Origin of the sequence: Lysinibacillus sp. AR18-8 (assembly GCF_001705465.1) — a bacterium.
In the GTDB taxonomy this organism is placed as follows: Bacteria; Bacillota; Bacilli; order Bacillales_A; family Planococcaceae; genus Lysinibacillus; species Lysinibacillus capsici.
This window is the reverse complement of sequence record NZ_MDGU01000001.1, coordinates 51,850-71,240: the sequence shown is the minus strand read 5'-3', so window position 1 is coordinate 71,240 and position 19,391 is coordinate 51,850. Positions and strand designations below refer to the sequence as shown.

Genomic DNA, 19,391 nt, shown 5'->3' with positions numbered 1-19,391 from the left:
TGCTCGTAGATTTTGATTGACTAGAAAGATGCAGAGGTTTTTGTTTTCGTATCTTTTGTTACTCTTACATTTTCTAACATTACTTGTTCTTTAAGAACATCGATTGGATGTACGGGAATAAAAATTTTTGTAATGCTGTCAGAAATGGTATGTTGCTCAATAAGCTTATTATAATATTTCTCCAATAAATGCGCTTCGCCTTTTATTAAAGAAAATTTTGGAACAAGTGATCTGGTGTTTCTACATAATATGTAATCTGCTCATATCGTCTTTCTGTGCTTAATTCTGCTAGTGCAGGCTGGAATTTTGTCATTTCAATCCGTTCACTACATACCAAAGGCTGTTGCTCTGTCATAGACTGTATTTGATTGATCTCTTCGTTATTGGTACTTCCATATAGCCATGTTGAACATTGCGGTTTTGTAATCATGTACTAATTCGTGCTGTTAATACACTTCCCCTTTTATCTCAGGTATACAATTTTCAACCTATCAATCTTTCGCTAAAACAAAGCCCTCCTGTAAATCAATCATTCTCAGTACATTAAAACTATAAAATCCGAAGGTTAAAATTAGTTTAAATAGTATTAAAATCAATCAATAAAAAAATAGTCAATGTTTTGATGACAAAACATTGACTACTACTTTTTTATAAGTAATTTTAATGATGTTGGCTCATTGCCATTCCTTCTACAAGCATTTGTCTAAATTCTTGAACCTGGTCTGCTTTAATGGCTATGTGACTATAGTGCTTCTTGATCCCTAGCATAAACGTTACTTTCACAGGCTCCTTCATTTTCAAAATAAAATGCGGATAGGCCTCACCAAAATCACGTGCTATAAAGTCTATCGTATCTTTTGATAATTTTCCCTCTAACCGCTCCTTGTCTTCGATGATTTCAGCAATATGAGCAAAAGGAATTTCAGTACGTTTCATTAATCCCAGAGATAAGTACAATGTATCATTTGTGACATAAACAGGGTTTAGGCGAATAGCCTGCATATCCGCAAGAAAGAAGATTACTGAATAAATATTAAAAACAAGCAACACAATGGAAAGTATCATTGACTTTTCATGTAGCAACCAGTGAATACCAATCGTTTCAATAGCAATCCCATGAATAATCATGAGCTGAAAAGCGATATAGCTAGAATTTTTATGCAAAGATAAACCTTGTCGTTCTTGTCTTTTCCAACTCGCGAAACCATAATAAAGCACTAATAAATCAGCACAGATCATCTGAATAACTGGATGCTTAGGTGCATGTTTTTCTACAGCTTTTGAAAATGAAAAGAGATCTGGTAAAGAGCTTCTCCGCACTTCCCCTAGGATTTTTGGCAGGTATCGTACAAGTGTTGCCACTAGGATAATTTCTAATAGAATAATAGACCCTTCAATCGCAAAGCCAGCCCATGTCACTGCCACATAAGGCTGAAGGTGTTCCATAGGAATGATAAAACGTGCAGCAATACAGCCAGCTGCAGCTAATAGGATGGCTTGCTTTAATGAAAATTTACCTTTATAAAGCATAAATAGCACAGGCACCACCACAATACAGTCAATTAATGAGCCCATGACAACACCATTTGTTTCGATAGGTAAAAGGGATGTGCCAAATCCTGTATTATAGAGTGTATAGTTACTCGCTAATACCACTAATAATAAGGCTAGCCAAATATTTTGCTTACTTTTTAAGACCATCATTCTCAATGCCCCCTCTCTACTAATAATTTTACTTTATGCCAAATGGTTCATCTTGTATAGAATTTGAGAATAAAAGATGGTCCTATTTCCATTCACGTTCAATTATTTTTCACACTTAAAAACTTCTTACGATAAACATGTGGCGGATAGCCAGTGTATTCTTTAAACTTTTCAATATAATAACTGACGGTACTAAAGCCTGTATTAACAGCTATTTCTGTTATCGATAGCTCATTACCCTTCAATAATTCTATGCTTTTGCGCAGTCGATATTGGCATAAATAGGTAAACGGTGTCATGCCCACTATTTTCTTAAAAAAACGACTACATTCAGCGCGACTTATATACACATGGCTAGCTAAATCTTCTAATGCTATTTTCTGCTGATAATGTGCATGTAAAAAATCTAGCATAGCTTTTGCTCGTTCATGCTGCACAATAGTGGCAGAATCCATTATTTGTTCTGTCAATAAGGATTGGGTTAGCATGGATTCCCAAATAAATAGAAGCTCTCTCCGTACCTTTAACTCAAAAAAAGCGGTTTGCTCTCGCATTAATTCCGCAATCGTTGCTACTTTCTGTGCCAACTCTCCTGTTAGTTTGACATAAGGTATTCGATTACTTGTAATATACGGTTCTACATATTTTGAGAAAAAGATACTGCCCTCATGCCCCCCCATTAACTTTGGATCGACATTTACACAATAAACGATCGCTTGCTCGATTTGATAAGGCTTTGCTTCATGTAATCCAGAGGCATTAATAAAAAGCCCCTCGCCTTGCTTCAAAACAAAAACGTCGGTCCCCACTCGATACTGAGCACATCCCTTTTTTATCAAAACAAATTGTATTTCTTTATGCCAATGGAGAGGTAGAAAATCCATGCTTTCTAATCGCATAATCGTTTCATACAAGGCAACTGGAAATTCTTTTGTTCCATGCAAGGTTAATTCTTGTAAATCCTTGGCAATTTTAATATGTGTTAACGGCATCTCTAACACCTCAATATATTGATATTTTATTGGATTAAATCGATATTTATTTCCACTTAGTCACTTTATAATCATCTTATATTGATAGTTTAGGAGATGTAAACAGATGAATCAAATTATCCAAAATAAACGTACACTGGGCTTTCTACTAGTTATTCTTGGAGCAAGTTTCTGGGGAATCGGAGGGACCGTTGCCCAACGACTATTTCAGCAGGACAATTTAGAGGTCGGCTGGCTTGTTTCTAGTCGTTTACTTTTAGCAGGTCTGTTACTAATAGCTATATATAAAATGACCCATCGGCATGAATCCATTTTCGTCATATGGCGCACAAAGCAAAATGCTTTTAGACAAATTTTATTTAGCCTACTCGGCATGCTTGCTGTCCAATACACCTATATGATGTCAATCGCTATTGGTAATTCAGCTGTAGCCACATTATTGCAATATTTAGCACCACTGTTTATCATGGCTTATTACTTTCTAACGAGGCAAAGTCCATTGACAAAGCAGGATGGTATAGCTGTGTCACTTACACTTGTGGGGACCTTTTTATTATTAACAAACGGTTCTTTTTCAACATTGTCCGTTCCTTTTATGGCTGTGTTATGGGGTATCTTATCTGGTCTTTCTGTTGCATTTTATACCATTTATGCCGTCCCACTTTTACAACAATTCCATTCATTACTAGTTGTCGGCTGGTCGATGATCATCGGTGGTATAGTAATGAGTATAGCTCACCCACCATGGGCTATCGATCTATCTAATTGGACGTTTTCAACCATTGCCTATTTTCTCTTTATTGTTATTTTTGGGACCATGCTCGCTTTTTGGTTTTATATTGCTAGCTTGCACTATCTTTCACCAAAGGAGTCAAGCCTACTAGGTAGTCTTGAACCATTAATGGCTGTCATCACAAGTGTTTGGTGGTTAAAGATTGCTTTTGGTGGCTATCAGTTTATTGGTACATTGCTAATTCTTCTTATGATTTTATACCTTACAGTATTTCAGAAAAAGCAAGCTTGAAAACAGAAAATTAAGAGAGTTATGAATTTTAATAGTCAATACCTCCTATTACCGAGATAGTAATATATGAATTTATACATAAAATTTACATATTTTATCTATCTTTTCTCCTTATTTGTCTACTATACTGAACATAACAACAGATATAAGGAGGTATTTTATGGATAAAAAAGTTATTTTTTTCGAGGTGGAAGGCGGCACAGATAAAGGACCAGATGGCTATCGCCCAGATACAATGCCAATGGTGGAAGCGCTACAGCAACGTGGACAGGATGCAGAGGTACTCTTCTTTGATATCACAAAAAAGCAGGAAATCTATCACTATGTTAAGGAACATGGTATTGCCTATGTATCTCGCATTAACCCAGGCAACTTACAGCATGAGGAAGAGTACTTTGCTATGCTACGAGAGCTATGCCAAGCTGGCGTTATAGGGATGCCACATCCAGACGCCATGATTAGCTATGGTTCAAAAGACGTATTATCAAAACTGACGACAACAAATTTAGTACCTGATGATACATTTGCCCACTACACAATCGAAGCATTCAAAAAACAATTCCCTACTTCCTTAGCCTTAACAGAGCGTGTTTTGAAGCAAAATCGTGGTTCAACTGGAGAAGGTATTTGGCGTGTAAAATTGGTGGAACCGCTAGCAGAGGGTATCACTGAAGTGCCACTTGATGCACAAATCAAATGTACTGAAGCAAAAGATAATCATGTAGAATATTGGCAGCTTGGCGACTTTATGACATTTTGTGAGCAGTATATTACAGGGACGAATGGTATGTTAATCGATATGCGCTTTCTTCCAAGGATTACAGAAGGCGAAATCCGCTTATTCATGTTGCGCGATCATCCTGTACACGTCGTACATAAAAAACCAGCTGCTACCGAGGATGCCTTTAGTGCAACTCTATTCTCTGGCGCTCAATATCGCTATGACAAACCTGAAGACTGGCAAGAGCTGGTACAAAACTTTTTAAAGCAGCTCCCTCAAGTAACAAACCTACTAGGCAATTATGATTTACCGCTAATCTGGACAGCCGACTTTATGCTAGATACCAATGAAGTCGGAGAAGATTGCTATATTTTAGGTGAGATGAATTGTTCTTGTGTGGGCTTTACTTCAGAACTAGCATTAGCGCATGAAGTAGCAGAAGAAATTTTAGCTTGTTTAAAAGAGCATACTGAGGCTATTGCGCAATAAAAAAAGTGCGATCTTTAGGGATCGCACTTTTCATATATAAATCTTAATTCCTTGTATAAATTCATAGATAAAATAACAAGCAAAACCAATCAATAAGAATCCTGCGACAATGGTAAATGTCCTAATCATCTTCCGATTCATAGCTTTACGAGTAACCGAGACAATGGTCAGCAAACCGATATCGTGGAGTAAAATTCCACTTAAAACACCAGCAGCAATAATTAAAAAGCTCGTTGACTCCCCTTGTCCATAAGATTTTGCTAGCACCACACCAAATACGTTGACCCAAAAAACAAGATTACCAGGCGAAATGGCCACTAGTAAGCCGTTAAAATAAGAGGCAAAAAACGATTTGGTTACTTTTTCTCCTGCCAATGTAATATCATGGTCAGCGTTCTTGATAGAATCATAGCCTAACAAGAATAAAAAGCCCGCTCCAATAATCCACATAGGTAGTTGAATTAAAGGCATAGCCAAGATGGAAGCTAGTCCCATATACAAAGCAAAAACCAATACAATATCAATGGTCATGCCACCAAGTCCAACTGCCCAGCCGTGCATAAAACCATTTTTGAGTCCTTGCTTTGTCATTTCTACTGTAATAGCTCCTACAGGCATGGCAATGGCAAGTCCTACCAATACATACGCTACATATAAACTCAAAAAAACACTTCTTTCATGTCATCGATAAGCTTCATACGTCCGTTTATGGTTTCACTATAGCATAATTATACTTGAAAGGAAATAATTATTAATAGATACCTGTTAGAGCATTTGCTTTTTCCATTGCGCTAACAAATCTTTTGACTTCTCCAAATCCAATTTCAATGTGACCTGCTTAGCTGTACAACGTTTTTTAGCTTTCTCCCATGCTTCTTCCAAGGCAGGTAAATAGCTTAAATTTTTTGTCGCTGCTACTAGCTGGAAAAATATATTACCTTGAATATAGTGCCAACGAGGATTCATTCCATCTAGGAGTATTGCTTCTTCAATCAGTCTTAATGCCAAATAAGGGCTACCTTCGTGACGATTTAAAAACTGTGCAAATGCTCCCCAATACAATGCCTTATTAGGCTGCAATTTGATTGCCTCCGCATACTGTACTGATGCCTTATCCTGTTCTTTTGCAAGGACATAATATTCTGCCATTGTATAGTAGGCGTTCGCCTGCGCTTCTATAGGTCCTGCTAATAATTCATCGACCACTTTACCAAATTGCTCATCATCCTGACTACCTATATAAGCTGCGAGAACATCTCGTTCTGGATATGAACCATCTATACGTTCCACACTTTGCTTTGCTTTGTCATCAGTAGGCTGAGGCATATTTGCATACCCATTTGCCTCTAGCATTGCCACATGCTGCTGAATGACTTGATAGGCCTCTTCTGCGATCGCTGTATCATTGCCCAATATTTCTTTGGCTAGTTGATAACTTTCCTTTACTTGACCACTCAAAAATAAGTCATTGACTTGTTGAACTTGCTCGTTCATTTGTTTTACCACCATTAAAATCCTCACCTTCGCAAAAGAAAAATCTTATTGCTAGTTTACCATTTAAGTAGTATTAGCAAAAGCCAACATGTCCTAATCTTTCTATTATTCTTTTAATTTAAACGCCTTTACATGCTGTTCGAGTGTGTGTGCCATGTGATTTGTTTCATTAGAGCCATGTGCCACCTCATCAATGCTTGCAGTTGTTTGCTGTGCTGCGACAGTAATCATATTCATCGTTTCTTCTATATCACGAATAGATTCTGTTAATTGTTGAATCATCTGCACAATACGTGTAGATTTTTCGTTTTCAGCGGTCATAGCATTAGAAATGGTAATCATTTCTTCTACTGTGGCAGCCACTGCTGTAGAAATATTTCCTAAAGATTGTGCGGTTAGACGTACTGTCTCTGTTCCTTTTTCAATATATTGCGTATTATCATTCGTAGATGACATGACCTGCTGCACATGCTTCATTATATCCTGAATAAGCTGTTCAACTTGCAATACCTCTTGATTAGATTGCTCAGCAAGCTTCCGTACTTCCTCAGCAACAATAGCAAAGCCTTTGCCATGCTCCCCTGCTCTAGCCGCTTCAATGGAAGCATTCAGTGCTAGCAAATTTGTTTGTGATGCGATGTTTGCAATAGACGTTGTAATCGTTTGAATTTTGGTTGCAGATGTAACCAAGTTTTCTACTGTTTGTTGTACCTCACCCGATCCGCTGTGGATTAATGCCATATCATTGCTTATATCTTTTGCTAGTCGCTCACCCTCTGTTGCTAATTCCATCGTTTGTCTAGCATTATCAGCACTGTTATTGGTATTGCTTTGAATCATTTGAAGGTCCTGCGCTAAAGAAGTAAGAACATCTGTCGCATTTTCAGCATGGTGCATCCCTGCCGTCACGGCACTTGTTACCTCTTCGATATTATTAGCGACACCTTGAATGGTATTGCTCATATCGTTCAGGGTGGAAGCGGTTTCATCTGCGTTATTCGTTAAAGTGTTAGAAGTGGAACGCATCGTCATAATCATATTTTGTAAATTAGCTGTCATTCGATTTAATGTATTCGCTAAATCCGCTACTTCATCTTTACTGTTAATTTTTGTTTCAGGTACAGCTAAATTACCATTGGCAATTTCTTTCGCCTGCTGAATCAGCACACTAATCGGTCTTACTTTACGACGAATTAAAAAGCCTGTAATGATGGAAGCAATTAGCATAGGGAAAATACTAATTAAAATCCCATTTCGTACAACATCCCATGTTCGCTCCTTCACGATATTAGCATCAAAGTCGATGACACTAATGGCAATAATTTCTTTACTGGAATCATGGTCTTTAAAAATAGGGGCATAGCCAGATAAACGGTCCATCCCTGCATAGGTATAAGGCTGTGAATATGTTGGATGCTTATGTGTAAGCAACATATCAATAGCTTCTTTATCTAAATAAAATTGATCACCAGGGGCATAACCTTTTTCAGCCAAATGATCATCAAGCGCTAATAATGTGCCATCCAACGATAAAATATATTGTGTTTGGAAAATATCTTTATGACCTGTTGTCCAGTTCAAATCGTTCCCAATGCTTTCCTGTACAGCCTTGTCGCCTTGAATGGCCTTGTCCAATTGTTGCGGATTGATCAAACCTGTCGTAATATTGGCACAGCCATAGGCCTCAACACCAGCAGCATCATAAAGTTTATTGTAAGCAGTTATGTATGTAGCGAACGAAGTAATCCCTAGCATCACCACTAAAATACCAGCGATAATCGTCCCAAGTTGAAAAGTTAATGAATTGCGTAATTTCACGATCCATCCTCTCCCCTTTCTTGTAATAATCTATGAATATTCCTTTTGTGTTTCATCATACTACAAAAAGATGTATTAAAAAAGCATCTTTAATTATTCTAGTAAGATAAAAACATTGGAAAAAGTTCTGAATTGTGCGATAATTGAAGTTAATTATCTTAAATCCTGAGCATTACCAATTCATCTAATAGGAGGGCTTGCTATGAATAAACGCTTTCATCTAGTATCGATTGTTACAGGCAACTTGTTAACAATAGGGGCCATTTTTATTTATGCCATGCAAAGTCAAGTGGGAGTAGCCCTCAGTACGTATGCTCTTGTGATGGGTTTTTTTAGTACTTTGCTTGTGATTTTCTTCTATATATGGGGGGAAGAAAAACAACAAGTATCCAATCGTTTTCTGAAATAATATGCATCATTTTCCAGTACACAGATTTAATGTGGTTCCTTCCCTTTCTATATGTAGAGGGATTTTTTTATGTAAAGTTAGTAGAAATGATTTAGTAGATGGTATCAAATCGTCAATCGGAAGAGATACTATGTCAAAACATTCATTTAGAAAAATATTTACTTGATGTCGTAGTATCTTGGATGAATTGTGATGAAACTTCACCAATTATTTAAGTCTATACAACAGCTATTTTTACTAAAATGGCGTTGTAGATTTATTCATGATTCCCTTCTTTTCCGAGGCAATCCCCTCCGTATACGTCTAATTGTTGTAGAAAAATAAAATTTTTTGTAGAAAATTTTAAAACAATGATTGAGTAGTATATCAATTTTCTGTATAATCAGCTTGTTTGACAATACTTTATATGAACTTGGGGGTAGACAATTGGGTAAAGCATTGATTATCGGAGCTGGCGGAGTTGCCAGTGTTGTGGTACACAAGTGTGTTCAAAATTCGGACGTATTTGAGGAAATTTGTATCGCAAGTAGAACTGTTTCAAAATGTGACGCTCTAAAAGAAAAACTAGACGGCGGAAAAACAAAAATTCATACTGCACAGGTAGACGCAGACAATACAGAAGAGGTTATTGAGCTTATTAAAGCTTTCGGACCAGATGTAGTGATTAACGTGGCTCTACCTTATCAGGACTTAACGATTATGGATGCTTGCTTAGCGACAGGTGTGCACTATGTGGATACTGCAAACTACGAGCCACCTGAAACGGCAAAATTTGAATATAAATGGCAATGGGCTTATAAAGAGAAGTTTGAAAAAGCTGGCTTAACTGCATTACTTGGAAGCGGTTTTGACCCAGGTGTAACAGGCGTTTTCACAGCTCATGCACAAAAACATGAATTTGATGAAATCCACTATATCGATATCGTGGATGCCAATGCGGGAGATCATGGATATCATTTCGCAACAAACTTCAACCCAGAAATTAACATTCGTGAAATTACAGCGAATGGTCGTTACTGGAAAGAAGGCGAGTGGATTGAAACTGCACCACTTGAGAAAAAAGAAGTGTATAACCTACCTGAAATCGGACCAAAAGATATTTACCTTCTATACCATGAAGAGCTTGAATCCCTTGCAAAAAATATCAAAGGTTTAAAACAAATCCGTTTCTGGATGACGTTCTCTGAAAAATACTTAACACACTTAAAAGTGTTAGAAAACGTAGGTATGACGTCAATTGAGCCAATCGAATTTGAAGGACAAATGATTCAACCAATCCACTTCCTTAAAGCGGTATTACCAGATCCAGCTTCACTTGGACCACGTACAAAAGGTAAAACAAACATTGGTTGTATCATTCGCGGTCTAAAAGATGGCAAAGAAAAAACGTACTATGTGTACAACGTATGTGACCACGAAGAGTGCTACAACGAGGTTGGTTCACAAGCGATTTCTTATACAACTGGCGTACCAGCTATGATCGGTGCAATGCTTGTGATGAACGGTGAATGGCGTAAACCAGGTGTATGGAATGTGGAAGATTTCAATCCAGATCCATTCATGGATGCACTAAATAAATGGGGTCTACCATGGCAAGAAAGCCATAACCCAGAATTATTAGACCTTGATTTAGATGCAAAGGAATTAAGCCGATGAAACCAATTGATTTTTCAAAAGTTCCATCCCCTTCTTATGTAGTGGATGAGCGATTATTAACAAAGAATCTTGAGCTTTTAAAATCAATTCAAGATCGAACAGGCTGCCGCATTTTATTAGCCCTTAAAGGCTTCTCTATGCATTCAACATTCCCGCTAGTAGGGGAATATTTAGCGGGCATTACATCTAGCTCACTGCATGAGGCACGTCTTGGCTATGAAAAAATGGGCAAAGAAGTTCACGTTTATGCACCTGCTTATATTGAGCATGAAATGGACGAGCTTCTAGGCTATGTGGACCACATCGTATTTAACTCATTTAACCAATGGGCTCAGTTCAAGGATAAAGTTAAATCTGCTGGTAAAACAATTGAATGTGGTATTCGTGTGAATCCTGAATACTCTGAAATTGAAACAGCTCTTTATGATCCTTGTTACACAAACTCTCGCCTTGGTACAACATTGGCTAACTTTGATAAATCACAGCTTGATGGTATCGATGGCTTACACTTCCATGCGATGTGTGAACAAAATTCTGATACATTAGAGCGTATTATTGAAGTAGTTGAGGAAAAATTTGGTGATGTTTTACACCAAATGAAATGGTTAAACTTCGGTGGCGGTCACCATATTACACGTGATGATTATGATGTAGAAAAACTTGTGAACATCATTAATTATATTCAAGAAAAGTATAACCTGCTTGTTTATCTTGAGCCAGGTGAAGCAGTAGCCCTTAATACAGGCTATTTAGTAGCAACGGTGCTAGATATTCAAGAAAATGGAATGGATCTTGCTATTTTAGATACATCAGCAACATGTCACATGCCTGATGTACTTGAAATGCCTTACCGTCCAATGATTATTGGTTCTGGACAAGCAAATGAATTAGCACACACGTATCGCTTAGGTGGACTAACATGTCTAGCTGGTGATGTGATTGGCGATTATTCGTTTGAACAGCCATTAAAACCAGGTGATCGTCTTGTATTCACAGATATGGCTCATTATTCAATGGTGAAAAACCATATGTTTAACGGTGTCAACTTACCATCTATCGTTTCTTATAATGATGAAGAAGGTATTAAAGTCATTCGTGAATTTAAATTCGAGGACTACAGTGGTCGACTGTCCTAATACCAATAGAAAAGCCCTTCCAGTTTAACACTGGAAGGACTTTTTTTATGGACGCATGGTCATCCAATTCTCCACATAATGAATGGCTACTCCATGAAAAGCATCGTTATTTGAAAAATGTCGCTGAACAAGTATAAGCTGTTCATTCATAAAGGCTTCTCCATTATCATAAAAAGTAATATTTTCCCCTTCCTCTGAAGCGCCTGTTTCTACACCAATTACAATTGATTTATTCACAGTGGAAGCATACGCGATTTCATGTTCTACAATAGAGATAATATCTTTTGCAGCATCACGATAGGCCATGATCGTCACACTATCCGTATGCTCAATGACCCAATCAGCTAATAACCCTTTTCCAAATTGGTTATTATACTGAACTTCATCAAACCAAAATGGCATATCTACTTCTAAAGTAAGTTGTAACTGACTTGCTTTCTCACTTGCTTTCATTATTAGTGTTTGATAGGATTCTATCGTTTGTGCTTGATGTAAGCTCCATCCACTATTTAAATAAGGTTCTACATCAAGATGAACCCCAGAAAATTGCTCAGATTCAGTTGAATTCTCATTATATGTATGTAACCAATTAAACAATTCGTCTTGGCTTCGACTACCCTCAGCTGAAACCCAGCTTGCAGCACCATCCAATGCATAAATGCGAATACCTCTGTGAGAAGCGTTACTAATAAAATGCTTATAGTCATTGCTCGCTATGCCTTGATCGATTTGCAGATAAACTTTATTGACATCGTTATGTTCTAAAAATAATAATATTTTTTCTTGGTCATCAATGATGAGGGATGTATCCCACAGCCAAGTAGCCTTTTCCTGTATAGACATTGCATCAACCTTTCCACTTGATAAAGCTAATGAACTAATCATGATGACGATTAGTGCGGTCCATACTTTTAATTGTCTCTTCATACGAACTAACTCCATTCTACTCGCCACGGCTCCTAGAACAGAACCTGGCAACCTGACAATCTTGCACTGAAATTATAGTGTTTAGACTCATGGCTTTGCGTCCCTCCCTTTCGGTGAAGTTTGCCTTTTTCAGTTTTTTCTTAATCATTATCATACGCGGTTAGTAATTGTTTGTCTGTAGGTATAATGCATAATTGTCACATGTATGATCAGGTAAAAACGACAAAATACAGGTTAAATTTACTATTCAAACATAAAAAAACGTAGAGTACTTAAGCCTCTACGTTTTCCTTTTCATTTTCAAGCATTTTGTGTAAATAATCGATAATTTCCCTAATTCCCTCTAATGAATTAACCAGTATTTTTGGATCAACATATGTTATCATTCGATTTTCAAGATTAGCTACCGCAGTAAAATAGCGTGTTTTACTATAATTGACTAGACCCAATTGCTGAAGTACTGATTCATCGAAATCAAGAATTTCACGTGCTTCTGTAACAAGTAATCCATAATTAACAACATCTGTATTCAACACAATGATACGAGCAGTTGCTGTATTCGATGAACGATTGTACAGTATGCGTTCAAAATCAAGAACAGGTACAAGCTCACCGCGAATTCTTGTAAAGCCTAGAAGATAGTTAGGTAAATGAGGAATAGGTGTTACTTGCTCTAATTTTTCAATTGAAATCGCTTGCTCCACAGGCACAGCATACTCCTCTGTCCCACAAGCAAAAACGACTGCTTTGACACTTTCCATAGGGTCACATCCTTATTCGACTGTTAGTTTTTCGCCGATTCTTTGACGATTTCTACTAGTAAATCTGCTAATTTTTCAAGTTCTTCTACTGGTATTTTTTCATTTGTTGTATGGATATCCTCGTATCCAACAGATAAATTAACTGTAGGAATACCAAAGCCTGCGATGACGTTTGCATCTGAGCCTCCACCAGAAATGCCTAGTGTCGGTGTACGATCAATATTGCGTGCAGCAGCCATAGCTACCTGAACTACTTTATCCGATTCCGTTACACGGAAGCCTGGATACATTAGCTTCACTTCTACCTCTGCACGTGCGCCTAAAGAAGCAGCTACTTGTTCAAACGTATCTTGCATATGCTTTGTTTGCGCATCCAATTTAGCTTTGTCTATAGAGCGTGCTTCTGCAAGGATTGTCACTTCGTCACAAACAATATTCGTCGCTTGTCCACCTTCAAAACGCCCAATATTCGCTGTTGTTTCTTCATCTAAACGACCTAGTTTCATTTGAGCAATGCATTTTGATGCGACTGTTATGGCAGAAATGCCCTTTTCAGGAGCAACCCCTGCATGTGCCGTTTTTCCAATAATCTTTGTGAAAATTTTCGCTTGGAATGGTGCTGCTGTCACGATACCACCAACTTTGCCATCGCTATCAACCGCAAATCCATATTTTGCTTTAATGTTAGCTGGATCTAACTCTTTAGCGCCAACAAGGCCACTTTCTTCACCAGCCGTAATAATAAATTCAATATCGCCATGTGCAATATTTTGCTCTTTCAAACGTTTGACCATCTCAAATAGAGCAGCTAGTCCTGCTTTATCATCGGCACCTAAAATCGTCGTACCATCTGATACGATATAGCCATCTTCACGTAAAGACGGTTTGATGCCTTTTCCTGGAACGACAGTATCCATATGAGAAGTGAAATAGATTGACTCTACATCCAATGTGCCTTTTAATGTGGCAATAATATTACCTGCCCCATGTCCATTACGCGTATGTGCATCGTCTTGAATCACTGAAAATCCAAGTGCAGTTAACTTATCTACAAGAATTGGTGCTATTAGTTGTTCATGTTTTGTTTCGGAATCAATTTGTACGAGCTCAAAAAACTCTTCTACTAAACGACTTGTCATGTTGTAAAACTCCCTTAGTTTACGTGTATTTCCACGTTATAGTATATGTATCATTTTAGCACAACGTCAGAAGAGTTGAAATCATTGAACAATACTACCAAAATAAAAAGTCTGAGAAAAATCTCAGACTTTCCCTAGTCATTGAAAATAAGCTCTTTTTCTTTTTCTAATGATTGTAGGTAGTTGACAGCTTTATTATGTTTATCCTGTAAGCGCCAAATCGTATTATGTACATCATCTTGAACACGCGAGACCTGTTCCCTTGCTGTCGAGATTTTAGAATGAACAGACCATGCTGAAAAAATATCATCAAAAAAGTAATCAGCAAACTTAACAAACCCATCTGTTTCAATATGCAGCGATTTCGTAGACATTTCATGAACATCTAATAATTCATTATGAAACCGTTGTAACGCAATTTGAGCACTATGTAAATAGTTTTCAGACTGATCGAGTGCATCATGCTTTAAGTGCGTAGCAATCAGCCCACCGCCAAAAAATGTATCCCATGTGGAATATCCATTGGCCGAATGTAATGAAGCTGCTGCTTGCCCTAGCCTTGTAAGAGCTACTTCTCCCGCTTCCTCCGCCTCTTTAATTTCTCTAATGAGCTGCTTTGTTAGCATTTCCTCATGTGCTAAATGCTCTAGCCTTTCTGCTTGGGCAGCATCATGAATCTGTAAATACTTCTTCTTTTTAAGGTAGACCTGTTGAAGTGATTGCTGTAGCGCATTTTCATCAATCTGGGCAAGCTGATTCATCACTTGCACGTTGTCCTCTGCTAAATCATTTTGCATTTTCTTTGCTTCATTCAGCTTTAATTCAAGTACTGCCGCCTTATCAATTTTTTCTGCCCTCAGTTCATCTTGTTGCCCTGTCCACGTACGAATCATATTCATAAACGAGAAACCATCCAATTTATCAAGTTTGGATCGAATTTGGTGGAGTGCTGCTGTATGAGTGTCTATTTCCTGTTGTGTATGTTTAATTTGCCCATCAATTAACTGATTTTGTTCGTTTAATCTAGATGCTTTTCTAAGTTGTGCATGAATCTTTTCTTGCTCTGTTTGTAATTGCTGCCATTCCATTCATCTCAACTCCTCATATCTATCAGTACGGATGACATACAAAAATGTTTCACTTTTTGGCAATGAAAAACCTAGCAACTTTTGAGCTGCTAGGCTTGTATGACTATTATAGAGGAATATTACCGTGCTTTTTCTCTGGACGTGTTTCATGTTTGTTTGACAGCATATCAAGTCCTTGAATCAGCTTGATACGTGTATCTCGTGGATCGATTACGTCGTCTACCATACCGCGAGATGCTGCAACATATGGGTTAGCAAATTTCTCTTTATATTCTTCGATTTTTGCTGCACGAGTTGCTTCTGGGTCATCTGATTTTGCAATTTCACGGGCAAAAATGATGTTAGCTGCGCCAGCAGCACCCATAACAGCAATTTCAGCATTTGGCCATGCAAATACAAGGTCAGCACCAATTGATTTAGAGTTTAAGGCAACGTAAGCGCCTCCATAAGCTTTTCGTAAAATCACTGTAATTTTTGGAACAGTCGCTTCTGAATAAGCATAAAGAATTTTCGCACCATGACGAATAATACCACCATGTTCTTGTTTAACACCTGGGAAGAAGCCAGAAACGTCTTCAAATGTGATGATTGGGATATTGTATGCATCACAAGTACGAATGAAACGAGCAGCTTTATCAGAAGAATCGATATCTAAGCCACCAGCAAGAACTTTTGGTTGGTTACAAACAAGTCCAACTGATTCGCCAGCAATACGTGCAAAACCGACTACTACGTTTTTAGCAAACTCTGCATGTACTTCCATGAACGAACCTTCATCCACTACTTGCTCAACAACTTTACGTACATCATATGGACGTGTTGTTTCGATTGGTACTGTATCTACGATTTCTGGACGGTAGTCATCCCCTTCAGGTCTAGTTTGACGAGGCGCCTTTTCTTTATTGTTTTGTGGTAAGTAGCTTAATAGTTTTTTAATTTCATCAATCGCTGCCTCTTCAGAAGGAGCACGGAAATGAGCATTCCCACTGACCGCATTATTTACTTTCGAACCACCTAAATCTTCAGCAGAAATTTTCTCTCCTGTTACCGTTTCGATTACTTTAGGTCCTGTAATGAACATTTGAGATGTCTTATCCACCATTAGAATAAAGTCAGTAATAGCTGGAGAATAAACAGCTCCACCAGCACAAGGTCCCATAATCACAGAGATTTGTGGAATCACACCAGAATAAATGGCATTTCGGTAGAAGATATGACCATAGCCATCTAATGAAAGAACACCCTCTTGAATACGTGCACCGCCTGAGTCATTGATGCCGATAAATGGTGTACCATTTTTAGCAGCTAGATCCATCACTGTTGCCATTTTTTTCGCATGCATTTCACCAAGCGCCCCACCAAACACTGTGAAATCTTGAGAGAATAAGTATACTGGACGTCCGTTAATTTTACCGAATCCAGTTACGACACCATCACCAGGTCCCTCCATTTTTTCCATGCCGAAGTCTACTGTACGATGTGTAATAAATGGGTTGATTTCGAAAAATGTACCTTCGTCTAGCAACAAGTCTATACGCTCACGAGCAGTAAGTTTCCCCTTCTCATGCTGCTTATCGATGCGATCATAGCCACCACCAAGTTCAATTACCGTTTTACGGTCATACAAGTCATTGATTTTGTCGAACATATCCATACTAATCACTTATCCCCTTTTCCACTTTTATCACATAATTCATATAACACCCCAAATGAGGATTTAGGATGCATAAACGCAACCTCTGCCCCTCCAGCACCTGGCCCTGGCTCTTCGGATAAGAGACGTACACCTTTTTCACGAAGCTCTGCCATTCGTTCACGAATTCCCGTCACACCAAACGCAACATGATGAATTCCTTCTCCACGTTTTTCAATAAAACCATGGATGGCACTTTTATCACTCATTGGTTCTAATAGCTCGATTTTCACGTTCCCTGCATCGATAAATGCCACACGAACCTGTTGAGATTCTACTTCTTCCACTTTCATCAACTTTAAGCCCAAAGTTTCTGTATAATATGTAATGCGTTCATCAAGATCGCGCACTGCAATCCCAATATGGTCTACTTTCTCCATGGTGACATCTCCTTCTGTTATGGTACATACTCTATTTTACAGACTTTTTTGTCAAAACTCTACTACTTGAGAAATTTTTCAGATTTGCTAAACTATTTATAAGAAAAGAAGGAGCGAACGAGCATATGAGTAATAAAAAATTTCAAAAAGTCGTTATTTATAGTATGATCGCAATTATGCTAATCTCATCTCTAGCATTCGGATTATCTATGATAATTTAAGGCAAAGCACGAGGCGTCCACACTACTGTGGGCGCTCTTTTTTAGCCTTTAACCCTTTAAATGACTGCTTTATTTCTAAATACCTGTCCATTTCCTCTATAAACTGATAGAGGGCTGCCTGAGCGATAAATTGCTCGTGGCTTTGTGGTAAAGGAAGCTGAGAAAAATCGCGCTTAACATGTTCGAGCTTTTCGCGATACTGACTAGCCGTATTCCCCGAATGAACATGCTCACCTAGGTCTTGTAAAAAATCTGCCACAATTTCAGCCTCTTGTACTATAACAGGTAATGTCGTCACTTTGGGTAGCACTCTTTCGATAATTTCTAGCTGCTGCTCTCGCATATCGAAATATACATAGTAATCATTTTTACGTCTTGTAAAATGGTTTTGAACATCTTTAAACGCTAATGATTTTGCCTCTTCTAGTGCTTTGATTGCATCGATAATTTCTTGGCCGTTCCACAACGTATCTCCTTGCCGTAAATAGCTGGCAATTTCTAAAAAAATCTTACTATATAGCTCCTCTATTTTGACTCTGTAGTAATTTAATTCCTTTTGAATGTCTGGCATATACATATTAATGGCAATCCCTGTTCCATAACCGATAGCCATCAACGCTAATTCATTATAAACAAGTGTTAATGAATAACCTTCAGCAGCGTAAATATGCATAATAATCACGACACTGGAGATAAATCCATCCGCAACCTTTAAAGATACAATAGTAGGAATAAAGAGTATAAGCATGCCTGCTAGTGTAAGTGGATGATAAGCAAATAACTCAAAGCTTACAAAGGCAAAAAGCATTGCTACAATACTTGCAACCAATCGTGTATAGGCTGCATAAATGGATTTCTTTTTTGTTGGCTGCACACATAATATGGTTAGAATACCAGCAGATGCATATGAGGCTAAATCAAAATACTGTGCAATGGCAATAGCGATGGCCGCACCAATTGCTGTTTTTAAAGTTCGATAGCCGATTGAAAACTTCTTCAGGCCGACTGCCTCCCATCCTTTAGTACTCTTCACTCATTCAGCTAATTATTTAGCCAATATTACAAAAATTTTAATAATAATGAAACTACCTATACATGAGGATCAGTAGGAAGCCTACATAGATAGCATGATCTATGAGGCTTTTCTACTTGATTGAAAATGATTTTTCTTATGCAAGAATAGACTTAAAGCTCGTCACAATATTCTTCAAAGTTTGCTTGTAAATTTGTCACAACTGACATTGGGTCATGCCCTTCAATTTCATAGCGTCCCACTTCTGCGACAACTTGTCCGTCTTTTAATAGAACGAATGATGGTGATGAAGGTAGATGATCCTCTCCAAAATGGTAACGCGCTGCTGCAGTTGCTTCTTTATCTTGCCCTGCAAACACTGTTACTAAATGGTCTGGACGTTTATCATAATGAACGCATTGTGCTGCTGCTGGACGAGCGATACCACCCGCACAACCACATACTGAGTTCACCATTACTAATGTTGTACCTGGACGAGCAAACGCCTCTTCTACAGCTTCTGGTGTTGTTAATTGTTCATAACCAGCTGCCTCAATTTCAGCACGTGCTGTTTTTAAAATTTCCTGCATAAATAAATCGTAATCCATATTCATATAGCGATAGCTCCTTTCAAGTTCGCGCCAACTTAGTTATATTTCAGATAGTAGGTTTTTGACGCTTATCCATCTCTTATCATAGCAGTTTGCAAGCAATTTGTGCACCTACT

The 19,391-nt window shown here is 38.0% G+C and carries 21 protein-coding genes and 1 riboswitch; of the genes, 6 read left to right on the top strand and 15 right to left on the bottom strand.

The window, feature by feature from the left end; genetic code table 11:
* Positions 1–20: 20 nt before the first annotated feature.
* The 4 genes from BFM98_RS23750 to BFM98_RS00340 all read right to left on the bottom strand — a co-directional run bounded on the left by BFM98_RS23750 (position 21) and on the right by BFM98_RS00340 (position 2,696).
* Positions 21–185 (bottom strand): hypothetical protein, encoded by a 165-nt coding sequence (locus tag BFM98_RS23750; RefSeq protein WP_175400689.1) that lies wholly within the window; start codon positions 183–185, stop codon positions 21–23.
* A 20-nt stretch (positions 186–205) separates the two neighbouring features.
* Complete coding sequence (locus tag BFM98_RS00350; RefSeq protein ID WP_066036227.1) at positions 206–430, bottom strand: hypothetical protein; 225 nt, start codon at positions 428–430, stop codon at positions 206–208.
* A gap of 230 nt (positions 431–660) precedes the next feature.
* A complete protein-coding gene (locus BFM98_RS00345) occupies positions 661–1,704 on the bottom strand; it encodes a beta-carotene 15,15'-monooxygenase (RefSeq protein ID WP_066036226.1) in 1,044 nt (347 codons plus the stop codon).
* A gap of 98 nt (positions 1,705–1,802) precedes the next feature.
* Positions 1,803–2,696, bottom strand: a complete 894-nt coding sequence (locus BFM98_RS00340; protein ID WP_066036225.1) for an AraC family transcriptional regulator — start codon at positions 2,694–2,696, stop codon at positions 1,803–1,805.
* A gap of 106 nt (positions 2,697–2,802) precedes the next feature.
* On the opposite strand from BFM98_RS00340, the gene BFM98_RS00335 reads away from it, so the two are divergent.
* Positions 2,803–3,720 (top strand): DMT family transporter, encoded by a 918-nt coding sequence (locus tag BFM98_RS00335; RefSeq protein WP_066036224.1) that lies wholly within the window; start codon positions 2,803–2,805, stop codon positions 3,718–3,720.
* 160 nt (positions 3,721–3,880) lie between these two features.
* A complete protein-coding gene (locus BFM98_RS00330) occupies positions 3,881–4,930 on the top strand; it encodes a Cj0069 family protein (protein ID WP_066036223.1) in 1,050 nt (349 codons plus the stop codon).
* 30 nt (positions 4,931–4,960) lie between these two features.
* On the opposite strand, the gene BFM98_RS00325 is transcribed toward BFM98_RS00330, so the two are convergent.
* The 3 genes from BFM98_RS00325 to BFM98_RS00315 form a co-directional block, all read right to left on the bottom strand.
* Positions 4,961–5,593 (bottom strand): LysE family translocator, encoded by a 633-nt coding sequence (locus BFM98_RS00325; RefSeq protein WP_048392317.1) that lies wholly within the window; start codon positions 5,591–5,593, stop codon positions 4,961–4,963.
* Positions 5,594–5,695: 102 nt separating this feature from the next.
* Positions 5,696–6,439 carry a tetratricopeptide repeat protein gene (locus BFM98_RS00320; RefSeq protein ID WP_066036222.1) on the bottom strand — a complete coding sequence of 248 codons (744 nt, stop codon included), beginning with the start codon at positions 6,437–6,439 and terminating at the stop codon, positions 5,696–5,698.
* 90 nt (positions 6,440–6,529) lie between these two features.
* On the bottom strand, positions 6,530–8,242 hold the full coding sequence (locus BFM98_RS00315; RefSeq protein ID WP_054549178.1) for a methyl-accepting chemotaxis protein: 1,713 nt from the start codon (positions 8,240–8,242) through the stop codon (positions 6,530–6,532).
* Positions 8,243–8,444: 202 nt separating this feature from the next.
* On the opposite strand from BFM98_RS00315, the gene BFM98_RS00310 reads away from it, so the two are divergent.
* From BFM98_RS00310 to nspC, 3 genes are all read left to right on the top strand, one after another.
* The gene (locus BFM98_RS00310; protein WP_054549177.1) at positions 8,445–8,651 is read left to right on the top strand and encodes a hypothetical protein; all 207 of its coding nucleotides are present in this window, start codon (positions 8,445–8,447) and stop codon (positions 8,649–8,651) included.
* 426 nt (positions 8,652–9,077) lie between these two features.
* On the top strand, positions 9,078–10,307 hold the full coding sequence (locus tag BFM98_RS00305) for a saccharopine dehydrogenase family protein (protein WP_048392314.1): 1,230 nt from the start codon (positions 9,078–9,080) through the stop codon (positions 10,305–10,307).
* Positions 10,304–11,443, top strand: coding sequence for a carboxynorspermidine decarboxylase (nspC, locus tag BFM98_RS00300; RefSeq protein ID WP_004231219.1), 1,140 nt, complete (start codon positions 10,304–10,306; stop codon positions 11,441–11,443). The genes BFM98_RS00305 and nspC overlap by 4 nt, the downstream gene beginning before the upstream one ends.
* 45 nt (positions 11,444–11,488) lie before the next feature.
* Here the strand turns inward: nspC and BFM98_RS00295 are convergent, their stop codons facing one another.
* From BFM98_RS00295 to mce, 6 genes are all read right to left on the bottom strand, one after another.
* Positions 11,489–12,370, bottom strand: a complete 882-nt coding sequence (locus BFM98_RS00295; protein WP_066036258.1) for an amidase — start codon at positions 12,368–12,370, stop codon at positions 11,489–11,491.
* A 43-nt stretch (positions 12,371–12,413) separates the two neighbouring features.
* A riboswitch (cyclic di-GMP riboswitch) is annotated at positions 12,414–12,505 on the bottom strand.
* Between the two features lie 137 nt (positions 12,506–12,642).
* Positions 12,643–13,131 carry a chemotaxis protein CheW gene (locus tag BFM98_RS00290; protein WP_004231214.1) on the bottom strand — a complete coding sequence of 163 codons (489 nt, stop codon included), beginning with the start codon at positions 13,129–13,131 and terminating at the stop codon, positions 12,643–12,645.
* Between the two features lie 23 nt (positions 13,132–13,154).
* Positions 13,155–14,270: a M20/M25/M40 family metallo-hydrolase gene (locus tag BFM98_RS00285; RefSeq protein ID WP_066036221.1), complete on the bottom strand. Its 1,116-nt coding sequence runs from the start codon at positions 14,268–14,270 to the stop codon at positions 13,155–13,157.
* 134 nt (positions 14,271–14,404) lie between these two features.
* The gene (locus BFM98_RS00280; protein WP_066036220.1) at positions 14,405–15,358 is read right to left on the bottom strand and encodes a hypothetical protein; all 954 of its coding nucleotides are present in this window, start codon (positions 15,356–15,358) and stop codon (positions 14,405–14,407) included.
* Positions 15,359–15,464: 106 nt separating this feature from the next.
* Positions 15,465–17,012, bottom strand: coding sequence for an acyl-CoA carboxylase subunit beta (locus BFM98_RS00275; protein ID WP_066036219.1), 1,548 nt, complete (start codon positions 17,010–17,012; stop codon positions 15,465–15,467).
* 5 nt (positions 17,013–17,017) lie between these two features.
* Positions 17,018–17,431 carry a methylmalonyl-CoA epimerase gene (mce, locus tag BFM98_RS00270; RefSeq protein ID WP_004231207.1) on the bottom strand — a complete coding sequence of 138 codons (414 nt, stop codon included), beginning with the start codon at positions 17,429–17,431 and terminating at the stop codon, positions 17,018–17,020.
* Positions 17,432–17,556: 125 nt separating this feature from the next.
* Here mce and prli42 point away from each other — a divergent pair, with 125 nt between their 5' ends.
* Positions 17,557–17,652 carry a stressosome-associated protein Prli42 gene (gene prli42, locus BFM98_RS24355; RefSeq protein WP_009370219.1) on the top strand — a complete coding sequence of 32 codons (96 nt, stop codon included), beginning with the start codon at positions 17,557–17,559 and terminating at the stop codon, positions 17,650–17,652.
* Positions 17,653–17,674: 22 nt separating this feature from the next.
* On the opposite strand, the gene BFM98_RS00265 is transcribed toward prli42, so the two are convergent.
* A complete protein-coding gene (locus tag BFM98_RS00265) occupies positions 17,675–18,685 on the bottom strand; it encodes an aromatic acid exporter family protein (RefSeq protein ID WP_081010952.1) in 1,011 nt (336 codons plus the stop codon).
* Positions 18,686–18,837: 152 nt separating this feature from the next.
* Positions 18,838–19,278: a BrxA/BrxB family bacilliredoxin gene (locus BFM98_RS00260; RefSeq protein ID WP_004231203.1), complete on the bottom strand. Its 441-nt coding sequence runs from the start codon at positions 19,276–19,278 to the stop codon at positions 18,838–18,840.
* Positions 19,279–19,391 lie beyond the last annotated feature (113 nt).